A 13,037-nucleotide genomic window follows, 5' to 3' on the forward strand; every position below is an offset into this window, starting at 1 on the left:
GCAGAGTTGATATACAAAGCGTATACGTTTCGTATGCTCTACGTAAAGCCTGGCGTTTCGCCATTGACTTGCCCGGTGGCGCCGGTTAATTTTGATTCATGACATTTCAAACCTTTCGTTGCCAGCCAAGCATTATTACCGCCATTCCTCATTTGGCGGGATAGCACACGGCTGCACCCAAACCCGCCCTAGAGGCGGGTTTTGTTTTTCCGTCTCCAGGGCCTTGTAAACACCCAGGAGACATCCATGAGTACCCGCCCGGCGAGCCAGCCCCAAGATTCGGGATTGCTTGAGCACTACGTGAAGAAGATCCTGGCCGCCCCGGTCTACGACCTGGCGGTGCGCACGCCATTGCAGGCAGCGCCGGCGCTTTCGGCGCTGCTGGGTAATCAGATCCTGCTCAAGCGCGAAGACTTGCAACCGACCTTTTCCTTCAAGATCCGTGGCGCCTACAACAAGTTGGTGCAACTCAGCGCCGAGCAAAAGGCCCGGGGCGTCATCACCGCGTCGGCGGGCAACCATGCCCAGGGCGTGGCATTGGCGGCGCGGGAGTTGGGGATCAAGGCGACGATTGTCATGCCGTGCAGCACCCCGGAGCTGAAAGTGTTGGGCGTACGCTCCCGAGGCGGCGAGGCGGTGTTGCATGGGGCCAGCTTTCCGTTCGCCTTGGCCCATGCGTTGCAATTGGCCGAGGCCACCGGCAGTACGTTTGTTTCGCCGTTCGACGACCCGGACGTGATTGCCGGGCAGGGCACAGTGGGGATGGAAGTGCTGCGTCAGCAGCAGGGCCCGCTGGACGCGATCTTCGTCCCGGTGGGCGGCGGCGGGTTGATCGCCGGTATCGCGGCCTACGTGAAATACCTGCGGCCCGAAGTGCGCATCATCGGCGTCGAGCCCGAAGGCTCCAGTTGCCTGCTGGCAGCCTTGCGCGCTGGGAGCCGGGTGGTGTTGCCGAGTGTCGACAGCTTTGCCGATGGCACGGCCGTGGCCCAGATCGGCGCCTATGGTTTTGAAATCTGCCGGCACCATGTGGATGAAGTGATCACCGTCAGCAATGACGAACTGTGCAGTGCCATCAAGCTGATCTACGACGATACGCGCTCGATCACTGAGCCTTCAGGTGCCCTGGCTGTCGCCGGTATCCGCAAGTATGTCGGGAAGACTGGCCTCCAGGGGCAAACATGGGTGGCGATCAACTCCGGGGCCAATATCAACTTCGATAGTTTGCGGCATGTTGCTGAACGAGTGGCTGCTCAGACAGGTTAAACGTTTAACCTAAAGACTGTTTAATTTAGTTACATTCATCCGTTTGGATAGTGGTTATGAAGGCGTCAAAAAGTTTGTTGCGGGCACTTATAGCGAGCGGTCTTTCAATTTGCATGATGCCAAGGGAGGCTCATTGCAAGACGCATGAATCGACGGCACGTAATTTTGTCCGAAAGCCCCGATTTGTCTGGGGCGCAGGGCAGTGCGTATGGCGGCACGTTTAATGCTTTATAAGATCCTGTTACAACTCTGAATGAGCTACAAGCACGACGGTTCATACCTCAAACGGGAGGGTTGATGGCGGTCTGCCACGTAACTTATATAAGTAATGTCGTCGCTTATGAGGAAAGGATCCAACGCATTTCGAGCGAGCCTAGTACGCTGGGTAAGCAAAGCCGTCTGCCAGGGCTGGTCAGGCGCAAACGGCGAGCGTGTCACCGCGTTCGCCAGCCGTACGAATAAAGAATATTGATAACAATCGATTGGCAATCTCATAAAAGGAGAGGTCGGCCATGCTTTCGGATCTGGAATTACGCGGCATTATTGAAGGAAGTTTTCTGCCTAAGCGCTGTGAAGTCACCAAGGCGCCAGACGCCTCGCTGACGGTGAAGGTTTATCACGAGATCGACCATGACCGGGTCGACTTGGTGGTCACCGGCATTTGCGCGAACAAGCTCGACAGCAGTCGGGCGATCTGCAATTTGATTACCGAGTTGCGTGAAGACCTCAAGCACACCCACACCCATGCCCCGGCCCTCAAACGAGCCGGTGCGCGTCCTTTCTATTAAACGGACGTCTATTAAACGGACGGTTGAGCTTCAGTCAGTGAAGACTTGCGGGCCTGGATAAATGCCAGGCCCAACGCCGTTTCCGTGATCACCGCCAGCAAAATCCCCGGGCCCGCATGGCCGCTGATCCATTCGCTGATCCCCAACATCGCCAGCACAAAACAGCCGATCGCAAAGCCGGAGGTCATGGCATGCCGTGTCGCATCAGGTGGGGAATGGCGGGCGCGGTAAAACATGATGCCAATGGCCAGGAACAGCGCTGCGTTGCGTCGGGCGACCAGGCCGGTGGCACTGGAGTATTCAACACTCCACACCCACAGGAGCAGGTCCGGGCGCAAACCCCAGATCAGCGCGAGGGCAAAGCACAGCAGGGCAGTGAAGGTAGCGAGGGGACGGAAGTGCACTTGCATGGCGAATCCTTTCAGCCGTAACGAGCGCTCAAGGATACCCCTGTAGGAGCGAGCTTGCTCGCGAAGAACGCAAGGCCCGCGTACATTCAGGATGCCCGCGTTTCGCTGGAGTCTTTCGCGAGCAAGCTCGCTCCTACAAAAAAGCCGATCGGTTCAATTCTGGAAATCACAGGCTTCCGACAGTTTGCGATAGCCCACGTCCTGGACTTTCCCTTGACTGTCCACGAACTTGATATCGGCCTTGATCACCTTGCATTCATTGGTATCGGTTTCATGCATGGCAAGCACCTTCTGCACATCCATCTTCTCGCCGTAGTGATAAGGCGTGACGACGGGTGCGGTGTCAGCCTGCGCCATCCCCGTTACAGCCGTCAGGGCCAGTGCAGCACCGAGCATTAACGTACGCAGTTTCATGGTGTTTCTCCGCAAGTCGTTCGCAGGCTCAACAACGTGATGAGCCGCGGCCGCCCTGGGCAACGGTTGGAGCCGTGCGAGTGCGGTCGAATCAACTGTCTTCCCGGGGGATTAACCATCGATTAAGTGAGGCTTTACTGACAAAAGCTTCATCTTCATGGGGGCGTGGGCTGCGTGAGGGAAGCATCTATTACGCCTTTTTTTATCACCTCACAACCTGTCAACTCTGACAGTTGTCTGTCCTGGGAACTGTGCCATAACTAGGTTGCCCCGGCGCTTGAAACGTCTCACCCGCCGGCCATCAAACTGGCCTCCAAGGAAAGAATAGCCATGAACAATTTGATCAACCGCACGCTGGTTCTCGCGATGGCGGGTGCAACTGCCTATACAGGCGCTGTCAGCGCAGCAACATTCGTCGGTGAAGGCACGGCTGCCGGGAAGCAATGTGTTTCCTTGGCGGTCAACAACTCGGGCGTTGTGGTGGGTACCTGTACCCCGGGCACTACTTCGGGGCCATCCGTGGCGTGGGTCGCGTCCACGGCAGGCACTGAAGTTCCGCTACCGCCATTGGTGAGTGGCCAAGGCTGCACCGCCGTGGCTATAGACAATAACGGACAAATAGCGGGCTCATGCAAAATGGCAGACAATCGAGCCACCGCCGTCATCTGGAACAGCGCTACGCCGGGCGCTACGCCGGGCGCTGCGCCGGTGGCGTTGCAAGCCGTCTCGGTATTGGGCACTGGATTACTGCCTGAGGCGCGCACTGTCATTAGTGCCTTCAACCAGAGCGATGTATTGGCCGGGGCGAGCTTAAGCGGTACCGGTGACGCAACGGCAGTATTGTGGTTTTCCGGGAGTACAGCCCCGCTTCAAGTGTCCGCCCTGCACGACAACTGCTTTCCCGCCGACATCAACAACACGCCTATAAACGGTGTGCCCACCGTTGCGCTCGACTGCCCGAATCCTGCGTCTGGCAACACCGTCGCCAAAGTCGTGCAGAAAACCGGGCTACTGGGCACCTTGGTCACGACGCCCTTGACCACACCTGCCGGTAGCACGGGCTGCAGCGTAAGCAGCGTAAACAATGCAGTGCAGTTGCTGGGCACTTGCCACTTCTCGGCGCCGGATGTGCCCCAAGCCGTCTACTGGCCCAATCCAAGCGCCACGCCGGTTCAGTTGAGCAGCATCAGCGGTGTATCGGGGGCATCTCGAATCACCGGTTTGCGGTTGAACAATAACGGGCATGCCGTTGTGTCGTACCAGGACAGCAATGGCCATCATCTGTTGGCCTTCTGGACGCCTTCGTCGGGCAGCACTCAGTTGATTCCGCCGTTGGCAGGCGGCACACATATAGGCTTCGTGGATTTGAGTGATAACGACGTCGTGGCACTGACCAGCGAAAATGCCGGCGAGCATCACCAGGCCGCCACCTGGACTTCTGCGACGGGAACCGTGGCCATTCCACAGTTCGGCGGCGGTCAGGAAAGCGGTCTGACGGCGATATCCCCAAACGGCACTTATGTGGCAGGCGGTGCTGAAGACAGCACGGGCACCGACGATGCAGTCGTTGCAACGCTGCCATAGAAAAAGGCTCACCGGTTTACCGGACAAGTCTGATACAGCCAAGTTAATCGCTTTTGCTACCGTCGCCGCCAGGCCCATCAATCGGATGGCGTTGGCATTGGGTGGAGTTGGTTTGCAAAAGAAAATCGCAGCAGAGTTTCTTGGGACGTTCTGGTTGACCTTCTGCGGGTGCGGCAGCGCGATACTGGCCGCGGCGTTTCCGGAACTCGGGATCGGCTTCGCCGGTGTCGCCCTGGCCTTTGGCTTGACGGTGCTGACGATGGCCTACGCGGTGGGCAGTATTTCTGGTGCACACTTCAACCCGGCGGTGACCATCGGCCTATGGGTGGGGCGCCGGATGCCGGGCGTTGACGTGGTGCCGTACATCATTGCCCAAGTCGCCGGTGCGATTGTCGCCGCCGCCGTGTTGGCGCTGATCGCCAGTGGTCGTCCGGGGTTTGAAGTGGGCGCTTTCGCCGCCAACGGCTATGGCCAATTGAGCCCCGGGCATTACAGCCTGCTGGCCGCGTTGGTGGTCGAGGCGGTGGGGACGTTCTTTTTTGTGTTCATCATCATGCGTGTCACCGGCCCGGGTTCGGCTGTCGGGTTTGCGCCGATTGCCATTGGCCTGACCCTGACGCTGATTCACCTGGTGGCCATCCCCGTCACCAACACCTCGGTCAACCCGGCGCGCAGCACCGGGCCAGCATTGTTTGCCGGCGGGGAATACCTGATGCAGTTGTGGCTATTCTGGGCGGCACCGATAGTGGGGGCGGTGGTGGGCGCCATCGTTGCCCGGGCGGTTACCCGCGCTAGGGAAGCGTGAGCCTACCAGCTCATGCGTACCTGCGCATTACCGCTGAAACCCTCCAGCGTATAGCTGTCCAACTGGGTCTCCTCACATCTTCCAGAATTGCCTTTGTGTCGACGGGCGTTGCGCCTGGAACCAACGTGGCCAACACGATCCCGTGCTGCGCAAACCAAGTATCCGGCTCATGCTGGCCACTTCAATAGTGCAAATTGACCCCTATGCGTGTATGTCCGACAGCTTTTCCCGCTCCCGTGCGGCAACTGATCCCATTTGCCGAGGTGCCGTTACAGAAACCCGTAGGGAATCCGGGTTGAGTGGCGCTCTTTTCTGGGCTCAAAGTTTTCAATGGGGCATAGGGTGCTATAGACACAAAGGACACATGTTCCCATGCAATAGACTCCAGGTCTGTCGTGGTATCCAGTGGCGTTGCGCGAGCAACCGACGTGGCCAACACTATCCCTACGAACAAGCCAATCTTGATGTTTTTCATAAAATCTCCCGGCAACACAATGATGTTGGCGCCACTTCCTTGAGATTGAGGCGTAACCGGAGTCTTGACCCGAAAACCACGACTGACAACTGTCAAAGTTGACAGGTTGTGGAGGAAAGGAGAAAGGAGTAAATGAGTTGCCCCCGCAGCGCGCGGGGGCAGGCTGGGCTAGTTCAATTGCTGGCGGTAGGGCAGGTCCGGCCCGGTCTTGCTGCAGGTGAGTGCGGCAGCGCGGATGGCGAAGGTGAGCATGCTGCTGATCTGCTCGCGGGTCAGCCGTTGCAGGCCCTCCACCGAGTCCAGTTGCTGCTCGGTCAGCCAGGCAATCAACGCGGCCTGGAAGGTATCGCCAGCACCAACCGTGTCCGCCATGACCACCTTGACCGCCGGCGCCGACCAGCTGCCGTGCTGGCGGCTGAACACCGTCGCGCCGTCGCCGCCGCGGGTCAGGAACACCAGTTGGCAACGGTGCTGCAACCAGCCTTGCAGGACGCTTTCCGGGGTTTGGCCGGGGTAGAGCAGGTGCAGGTCTTCGTCACTGACCTTGATCAGGTCGGCATGCTTGACCAGCTCGGCCACGCGGGCGCGCCACAGCTCGATGTTCGGCTCCGGGTTCAGGCGTACGTTGGGGTCGAGGCTGATCAGGCGCTTGCCGCTTTCCCGGCGTACCAGGGCCAGCAACGTGTCGGCAATCGGCTGCACCACCAGTGAGAACGAGCCGATGTGTACGCCACGCACTTCGTCGCCCAACGCCGGTAGATGCTCAAGTTGCAACTGGCGGTCGGCGCAGCCTTCACCGCGAAAGCTGTATTGCGGTGAGCCATTGGCGCCCACTGCGACCATTGCCAGGGTGGTGGGCGCTGAGAATTCCACGAGGTAATCCTCGCCCACGCCTTCGTCCTTGAGCACCTGCAACAGGCGTCGGCCCAGGTAGTCGTCGGAGATCCCGGCGAAAAAGCCCGCGTCGATTCCCTGTCGACGCAAGCCTACCGCGACGTTGAACGGCGAGCCGCCGGCAATCGCCTTGTAATTGACCCTGGATGCCTTGCCGCTGGCATCGTCCTCGCTGAAAAAATCAAACAGCGCTTCGCCACATACCAAATACATATTCGTTCGCTCTTAAAGGGATGCCACGTGCTGTTGATAACGCTCATAAGCCTGCTGGTAGGCGCTGACGCTGCCGGCATCCGGCAGTGTGCGGCTGGCTGCGTCGACGCTCACGCAGCGCTGGCACAACTGCGCCAGGCTTTCACCGGACTGGCACCACGCGGCCTGGATTGCCGCACCCAGGGCTGCGGCTTCGCTTTGTTCGGTGCAGACCACTTCGGTATTCATGATATCCGCGATCATCTGCCGCCACACCGGGCTTTTCGAGCCGCCGCCGATCAGGCGGATGCTCTGGCTCTGCAGGCCGGTCTGGCGCAGCAGGTCCAGGCCGTAGCGCAGGCCGAAGGTGGTGCCTTCGACCACGGCGCGGCACAGGTTGGCGCGGGTCAGGTTGGTCATGGTCAGGCCGTGCAGGCTGCCGGTGGCGTGGGGCAGGGCGGGCACCCGCTCGCCATTGAGGAACGGCAGCATGCTCACGCCGTCGGCGCCGATCGGTGCCTGGGCCACCAACCCGTTGAACGCCGCCAGGTCCAGGTCGAACAGCTCGCGGATGACCCCGGTGGCGTTGGTCAGGTTCATGGTGCAGATCAACGGCAGCCAGCCGCCGCTGGATGAACAGAAAGTCGCCACCGACGCCTGCGGGCTGACATTGGCCTGATCGGCAAAGGCGTACACGGTACCGGATGAGCCCAGGCTCATGGTGATCACGCCGGGGGCGATATTGCCGGTGCCGATGGCGCCCATCATGTTGTCGCCGCCGCCGCTGGACACCCGGGCGTTCGGGTTGATGCCCAGGCGCTCGGCGATGGCTGGCAGGAGGGTGCCCACGGGCTGGTTGGCCTCGATCAACTCGGGCAGCGCAGCTTCCAGGCGTCCGTCGGGATCGATGTGGCGCAACAGTGCCAGGTCCCATTCACGGGTGCGCACGTTGAAATAACCGGTGCCGGAGGCATCGCCGTATTCGGCGCAGGCGCGGCCGGTGAGCCAGTAGTTGAGGTAGTCGTGGGGCAGCAGGATATGCGCGATGCGCGCGAACACCTCCGGGTGCTGTTCGCGGGTCCACAGCAGCTTGGACACGGTGTAGCCCGGCGCGATGGCCACGCCGAGGCGTTCCAGGGAGCCGCTTTCACCGCCCAGGTGTTGCAGCAGGCGATCATTTTCGGGCGCGGTTTCGGTGTCGCACCACAGCTTGGCGGGGCGCAGCACCTGGCCTTGGTCATCCAGCAATACCAGGCCGTGTTGCTGGCCGGAAACGCCGATGGCGAGGATGTCCTGGCCGTCCACCCCGGCCTGTTGCAAGGCGCGGTGAGTGGCTTCGGTAAACGCGTCCAGCCACTCCTGGGTGTGCTGTTCGCGGCGGCCGTTGGCACCGCTGATCAGCGTGTGGCTGGCGGCGCCCAGGCCCAGGACTTTGCCGCTGCTGGCGTCCAGCACGATGGCCTTGGTGCCCTGGGTGCCGCAGTCGATGCCGAGGTAGAGGTTTTGCTGGGTCATGGTAGGTCGCTCAGCCTATTGTTATGGAGAACTCGGTCAATGTGGGAGCGGGCTTGCTCGCGAATAGGGTGTGTCAGTTATGCAAATATTGACTGATCCACCGCTTTCGCGAGCAAGCCCGCTCCCACATTTTTGATTCGGTTCCGTCAGTTGAGATTGGCGAGCAGCCGCTCCAGCGTTTTGCTCACACCCACATCCTGCAGGCTCTCGAAACACCGCTCAAACGCTGCCACAAACTCGGGCGAGTTGGGAATAGCCGTACCAAAAATCTCTTCCACCCCCAGCAGCCGCTTGCTGATCAACGCATCTTCCGTCACCAGCCCCTGGCAAAACTCGGCGCGAGGGTCTGGAATGCGGTAGATCACCCCATTCTCATCCACGCCTTTCAAGTACAACGCCCAGGCCGCCACCACCAGCGCAGCACGCTCGGTCTCGCGACCATCGGCAATCAGGCGGTTGATGGTCGGTACGGTGAACTTGGGAAACTTCGACGAACCATCGGAACACACGCGCTCCAGCTGGTCGGCAATCGCCTGGTTGGAAAAGCGGTCCACCAGGGTCTGCTTGTATTCGGTCAGGTCGATACCCGGAACCGGCGCCAGGTTGGGCGTGACGTCCAGGTCCATGTAGGCGCGCATGTAGGCCACGAACAACGGGTCGTTCATGGTCTCGTGGACGAAGCGATAGCCCTTCAGGAAGCCCAGGTACGTCAATGCCAGGTGGCTGCCGTTGAGCAGGCCGATCTTCATCTCTTCATACGGTGTCACGTCATCGGTGAACTGCACGCCTACGGTTTCCCACGCCGGGCGGCCGTTGACGAACTTGTCTTCCAGCACCCATTGCACAAACGGCTCGCAGACCACCGGCCAGGCGTCGTCGATGCCGTGATCGTCATGCAGTTGCAGGCGGTGCGCGGTACTGGTCATTGGCGTGATGCGGTCGACCATCGCATTCGGGAAGCTCACGTTGGCCTTGATCCACTCGTGCAGGTCAGCGTCATGCAGCGCGGCGAAGGCCAGCAACGCCTTGCGAGTCACGGCGCCGTTGTGGGGCAGGTTATCGCAGGACATCACGGTAAATGCCGGCACCCCGGCGGCCCGGCGCTGGGTCAACGCCGCGCAGATAAACCCGAACACGGTTTTCGGCGAGCCCGGGTTGGCCAGGTCATGCTGGATCTGCGGCAGGTGGGCCATGAACTCGCCGTTGCTGTCGTCGATGCAGTAGCCGCCTTCGGTGATGGTCAGCGAGACGATGCGAATCTGCGGGCTGGCCAGCTTGTCGATCAACGCCTGGGCGCCGTCTTCGGCCAGCAGCATGTCGCTGATGGAGCCGATCACGCGCACTTCGGTGTCGTCGGTGTCGCCCAGTTCATACAGGGTGAACAGGTAGTCCTGGCCGGCCAGGTCGTCCCGCGCCTTGCGGTCCTCGCTGCGCAGGCCCACACCACAAATGCTCCAGTCCAGGCCTGTGCCGGTATTCATCAAGGCATCGGTGTAATACGCCTGGTGGGCGCGGTGGAACCCGCCAACGCCGATGTGCGCGATGCCCTGGCTGGTATTGGCAATCGCATAGGCCGGCAGTTGCACTTCGGGCGCCAGTTGCGTGAGGTTTTGCTTGTTCAGTTTCATCGGGAAATTCTCGCGAAATCAGGCGGCGGCGCGCAGTGGGCGGGCCACGGCAACACCCTCAGCGTCGAACAGATGGCATTGGGTCGGGTCCAGGTACAGCTGCAGGGTCTCGCCATACTGGCTGGCCATGTCGCCACGGATCCGCAGGGTCAACGGCTCCTTGCTGGCGGTAATCACATGGCAGAAGGTGTCGCTGCCGAGGCGCTCGCCGACGTCGGCGGTGACGGTCAGGGTGGCTTGCCCCGGCGCGGCGATTTCCAGGTGCTCCGGGCGAATGCCCAGGGTCACGGCGCTGCCGACGCTCAAGCTCGCGCTGCTCAGGGGCAGGCTGATGCGGCCGCCGGCGTCCAGTTCGACTTCGCAGCTCTGTGGGTCAACGCGAGTGACCTTGCCCTTGAGGAAACCCATTTTCGGCGTGCCCAAAAAGCCTGCGACAAACAGGTTGGCCGGCTGGTGATACAGCTCCAGCGGCGAGCCCACCTGTTCCACGCGGCCGCTGTTGAGTACGACAACCTTGTCGGCCAGGGTCATGGCTTCGACCTGGTCGTGGGTCACGTAGATCATCGTGGCTTGCAGCTCTTTATGCAGGCGCGACAGCTCCAGGCGCATCTGCACCCGCAGGGCGGCATCGAGGTTGGACAGGGGTTCGTCGAACAGGAAGATCTTCGGGTTACGCACAATCGCACGGCCAATGGCGACACGCTGGCGCTGGCCGCCGGACAACTGCTTTGGCTTGCGCTCAAGCAAAGGGCCCAGCTCCAGGATACGTGCTGCTTCGTTGACCTTGCTCTCGACAATCTTCTTGTCGACGCCGGCCAGGTCCAGGGCAAACGACATGTTCTTGCGCACGCTCATGTGCGGGTACAGGGCGTAGGTCTGGAACACCATTGCCAGGTCGCGCTTGGCCGGGGTGACCTCGGTGATGTCGCGGCCATCCAGCTCGATGGTGCCTTCGGTGACTTCTTCCAGGCCCGCAATCAGGCGCAGCAGGGTGGATTTGCCGCAGCCCGACGGGCCGACGAACACCACGAATTCCTTGTCGTTCACCTCAAGGTCGATGCCCTTGATGATGGAGAAGCCTTCGAAGCCTTTTTGCAGATTCTTGATTTTCAGGTTGGCCATGATGGGCCTCCGCTTCTAAATATTTTTGAAGGAGCCGTTACTTCACGGCGCCGAAGGACAAACCGCGGACCAGCTGTTTCTGGCTGATCCAGCCAAAGATCAGGATCGGCGCACAGGCCAGGGTCGACACGGCAGACAATTTGGCCCAGAACAAGCCTTCGGGGCTGGAGTAGGAGGCGATCAATGCAGTGAGCGGCGCGGCGTTGGACGAGGTCAGGTTCAGCGACCAGAACGCCTCGTTCCAGCACAGGATCAGCGACAGCAACACCGTGGAAGCCAGGCCGCCCTTGGCGATCGGCAGCAGCACCCGGACCATTTCCTGCCACAGGGTGGCGCCGTCCAGGCGGGCGGCTTCGAGGATGTCCTTGGGGATGTCTTTGAAGTAGGTGTAAACCATCCAGACCACGATCGGCAGGTTGATCAGGGTGTAGATGATGATCAGCGCAATGCGCGTGTCCAGCAGGCCGAAGCTCTTGGCCAGCAGGTAGATCGGCATCAGCACGCCCACCGGCGGCAGCATCTTGGTGGAGAGCATCCACAGCAGCGTGCCCTTGGTGCGCTTGGTCTCGTAGAAGGCCATGGAGTAGGCGGCCGGTACCGAGATCAGCAGGCACAGGGCGGTGGCGCTGAAGGAAATCAGCACCGAGTTCCAGGCGTAGCTGAAGTAGTTGCTGCGCTCGTTGATGTGCAGGTAGTTCTCCAGCGTCGGCGTGAAGATGAACTGCGGCGGCGTGGCGAACGCGTCGATTTCGGTCTTGAAGCTGGTCAGCACCATCCAGAAGATCGGGAAGAAAATCAGGATCGCGATGGCCCAGGCCAGGGTGCCGAGCAGCACGCTTTGCAGGCGGCGGGATTGTTGAAGCGTCATGGCGCGGCCCTCAAGGCTTGTCAGTCAGGTTTTTGCCGATCATCCGCACCAGGATGATCGCCGCGATATTGGCGATGACCACGGCAATCAAGCCGCCGGCCGAGGCCATGCCCACGTCGAACTGCACCAGCGCCTGGTTGTAGATCAGGTAGGCGAGGTTGGTCGAGGCGTAGCCGGGGCCACCGTTGGTGGTGGTGAAGATTTCGGCGAACACCGAGAGCAGGAAGATCGTTTCGATCATCACCACCACGGCAATCGGACGTGCCAGGTGCGGCAGGGTCAGGTGCCAGAAGATCGCGATGGCGCCGGCACCGTCGAGGCGGGCGGCTTCCTTCTGTTCCTGGTCGAGGGACTGCATGGCGGTCATCAGCAGCAGGATCGCGAAGGGCAGCCACTGCCAGGACACGATGATAATGATCGACAGCAACGGGTAATGGGCCAGCCAGTCCACCGGCTGGGCGCCGAACAGCTTCCACACGTAGGCGAGGATCCCCGAAACCGGATGGAAAATCAGGTTCTTCCAGATCAGCGCACCGACGGTGGGCATGATGAAGAACGGTGAAATCAGCAACACCCGCACCAGGCCGCGACCGAAGAACTCGCTGGCTTCCAGCAGGGCGCTGATCAATACGCCAAACACCACGCTGATCAGCAATACGCTGCCCACCAGCAACAGGGTGTTGGTGGCGCCGGGCAGGAAGCCCGAGTCGGTGATGAAGTAGGTGAAGTTCTCCAGGCCCACGAATTGGTTTTCGCCGGGGTAGAGCAGGTTGTAGCGAATCAGCGAGAAGTACAGGGTCATGCCCAGCGGCACGATCATCCACAGCAGCAACAAGGCCACCGAGGGGCTGACGAGGAACCAGCCGGGGTTGATCAGGCGGCTTTTACGCGGCTTGTCCGGCGTAGCGGTTTGCACTTGGGCAGTGGTGGTATTCATGGTGATCAGGACCAGTCAGGTACATGCGGAATGCGGGTCGGAGTGCGGTCAAATGTGGGAGCTGGCTTGCCTGCGATGAGAGCGCCTCGGTGAAACTGACAGACCGAGTTGTCTGCATCGCGGGCAAGCCCGGCTCCTA

12 protein-coding genes are annotated in these 13,037 nt (G+C 60.7%); 4 read left to right on the forward strand and 8 right to left on the reverse strand.

Going from position 1 to position 13,037, the window contains the following annotated elements:
* Window positions 1–246: 246 nt before the first annotated feature.
* Both ilvA and AC3WKX_RS03640 read left to right on the forward strand, forming a co-directional pair.
* Window positions 247–1,266: a threonine ammonia-lyase, biosynthetic gene (ilvA, locus tag AC3WKX_RS03635; protein WP_102606112.1), complete on the forward strand. Its 1,020-nt coding sequence runs from the start codon at window positions 247–249 to the stop codon at window positions 1,264–1,266.
* 512 nt (window positions 1,267–1,778) lie between these two features.
* Window positions 1,779–2,054 carry a DUF1652 domain-containing protein gene (locus tag AC3WKX_RS03640; protein WP_063029815.1) on the forward strand — a complete coding sequence of 92 codons (276 nt, stop codon included), beginning with the start codon at window positions 1,779–1,781 and terminating at the stop codon, window positions 2,052–2,054.
* 11 nt (window positions 2,055–2,065) lie between these two features.
* On the opposite strand, the gene AC3WKX_RS03645 is transcribed toward AC3WKX_RS03640, so the two are convergent.
* Both AC3WKX_RS03645 and AC3WKX_RS03650 read right to left on the reverse strand, forming a co-directional pair.
* On the reverse strand, window positions 2,066–2,464 hold the full coding sequence (locus AC3WKX_RS03645; RefSeq protein WP_102606111.1) for a hypothetical protein: 399 nt from the start codon (window positions 2,462–2,464) through the stop codon (window positions 2,066–2,068).
* Between the two features lie 153 nt (window positions 2,465–2,617).
* Window positions 2,618–2,878 (reverse strand): DUF2790 domain-containing protein, encoded by a 261-nt coding sequence (locus tag AC3WKX_RS03650; protein WP_008436118.1) that lies wholly within the window; start codon window positions 2,876–2,878, stop codon window positions 2,618–2,620.
* A gap of 330 nt (window positions 2,879–3,208) precedes the next feature.
* Between AC3WKX_RS03650 and AC3WKX_RS03655 the strand changes: the two genes are divergently transcribed.
* Entirely contained in the window at window positions 3,209–4,462 is a 1,254-nt protein-coding gene (locus AC3WKX_RS03655) for a hypothetical protein (RefSeq protein ID WP_102625820.1), read from the forward strand.
* 112 nt (window positions 4,463–4,574) lie between these two features.
* The gene (gene aqpZ / locus AC3WKX_RS03660; protein ID WP_008436121.1) at window positions 4,575–5,267 is read left to right on the forward strand and encodes an aquaporin Z; all 693 of its coding nucleotides are present in this window, start codon (window positions 4,575–4,577) and stop codon (window positions 5,265–5,267) included.
* A gap of 643 nt (window positions 5,268–5,910) precedes the next feature.
* Here aqpZ and AC3WKX_RS03665 read toward each other — a convergent pair.
* The 6 genes from AC3WKX_RS03665 to AC3WKX_RS03690 form a co-directional block, all read right to left on the reverse strand.
* A complete protein-coding gene (locus tag AC3WKX_RS03665; protein ID WP_102606109.1) occupies window positions 5,911–6,849 on the reverse strand; it encodes a carbohydrate kinase family protein in 939 nt (312 codons plus the stop codon).
* A 12-nt stretch (window positions 6,850–6,861) separates the two neighbouring features.
* Window positions 6,862–8,343, reverse strand: coding sequence for a xylulokinase (xylB, locus tag AC3WKX_RS03670; RefSeq protein ID WP_102606108.1), 1,482 nt, complete (start codon window positions 8,341–8,343; stop codon window positions 6,862–6,864).
* A 146-nt stretch (window positions 8,344–8,489) separates the two neighbouring features.
* Entirely contained in the window at window positions 8,490–9,971 is a 1,482-nt protein-coding gene (locus tag AC3WKX_RS03675) for a mannitol dehydrogenase family protein (RefSeq protein ID WP_102606107.1), read from the reverse strand.
* An 18-nt stretch (window positions 9,972–9,989) separates the two neighbouring features.
* Complete coding sequence (locus AC3WKX_RS03680; protein ID WP_102606106.1) at window positions 9,990–11,093, reverse strand: ABC transporter ATP-binding protein; 1,104 nt, start codon at window positions 11,091–11,093, stop codon at window positions 9,990–9,992.
* A gap of 37 nt (window positions 11,094–11,130) precedes the next feature.
* On the reverse strand, window positions 11,131–11,961 hold the full coding sequence (locus AC3WKX_RS03685) for a carbohydrate ABC transporter permease (RefSeq protein ID WP_003215312.1): 831 nt from the start codon (window positions 11,959–11,961) through the stop codon (window positions 11,131–11,133).
* Between the two features lie 10 nt (window positions 11,962–11,971).
* Window positions 11,972–12,898: a carbohydrate ABC transporter permease gene (locus AC3WKX_RS03690; protein WP_003215314.1), complete on the reverse strand. Its 927-nt coding sequence runs from the start codon at window positions 12,896–12,898 to the stop codon at window positions 11,972–11,974.
* Between the last annotated feature and the right edge of the window lie 139 nt (window positions 12,899–13,037).

It is taken from the genome of Pseudomonas sp. GP01-A4 (assembly GCF_058780865.1).

Excerpts from the sequence above, each read along its gene's own strand:
- ilvA (WP_102606112.1), top strand. The coding sequence starts at position 247 with ATGAGTACCCGCCCGGCGAGCCAGCCCCAAGATTCGGGATTGCTTGAG.
- AC3WKX_RS03640 (WP_063029815.1), top strand. The coding sequence starts at position 1,779 with ATGCTTTCGGATCTGGAATTACGCGGCATTATTGAAGGAAGTTTTCTG.
- AC3WKX_RS03645 (WP_102606111.1), bottom strand. The coding sequence starts at position 2,464 with ATGCAAGTGCACTTCCGTCCCCTCGCTACCTTCACTGCCCTGCTGTGC.
- AC3WKX_RS03650 (WP_008436118.1), bottom strand. The coding sequence starts at position 2,878 with ATGAAACTGCGTACGTTAATGCTCGGTGCTGCACTGGCCCTGACGGCT.
- AC3WKX_RS03655 (WP_102625820.1), top strand. The coding sequence starts at position 3,209 with ATGAACAATTTGATCAACCGCACGCTGGTTCTCGCGATGGCGGGTGCA.
- AC3WKX_RS03665 (WP_102606109.1), bottom strand. The coding sequence starts at position 6,849 with ATGTATTTGGTATGTGGCGAAGCGCTGTTTGATTTTTTCAGCGAGGAC.
- xylB (WP_102606108.1), bottom strand. The coding sequence starts at position 8,343 with ATGACCCAGCAAAACCTCTACCTCGGCATCGACTGCGGCACCCAGGGC.
- AC3WKX_RS03675 (WP_102606107.1), bottom strand. The coding sequence starts at position 9,971 with ATGAAACTGAACAAGCAAAACCTCACGCAACTGGCGCCCGAAGTGCAA.
- AC3WKX_RS03680 (WP_102606106.1), bottom strand. The coding sequence starts at position 11,093 with ATGGCCAACCTGAAAATCAAGAATCTGCAAAAAGGCTTCGAAGGCTTC.
- AC3WKX_RS03685 (WP_003215312.1), bottom strand. The coding sequence starts at position 11,961 with ATGACGCTTCAACAATCCCGCCGCCTGCAAAGCGTGCTGCTCGGCACC.
- AC3WKX_RS03690 (WP_003215314.1), bottom strand. The coding sequence starts at position 12,898 with ATGAATACCACCACTGCCCAAGTGCAAACCGCTACGCCGGACAAGCCG.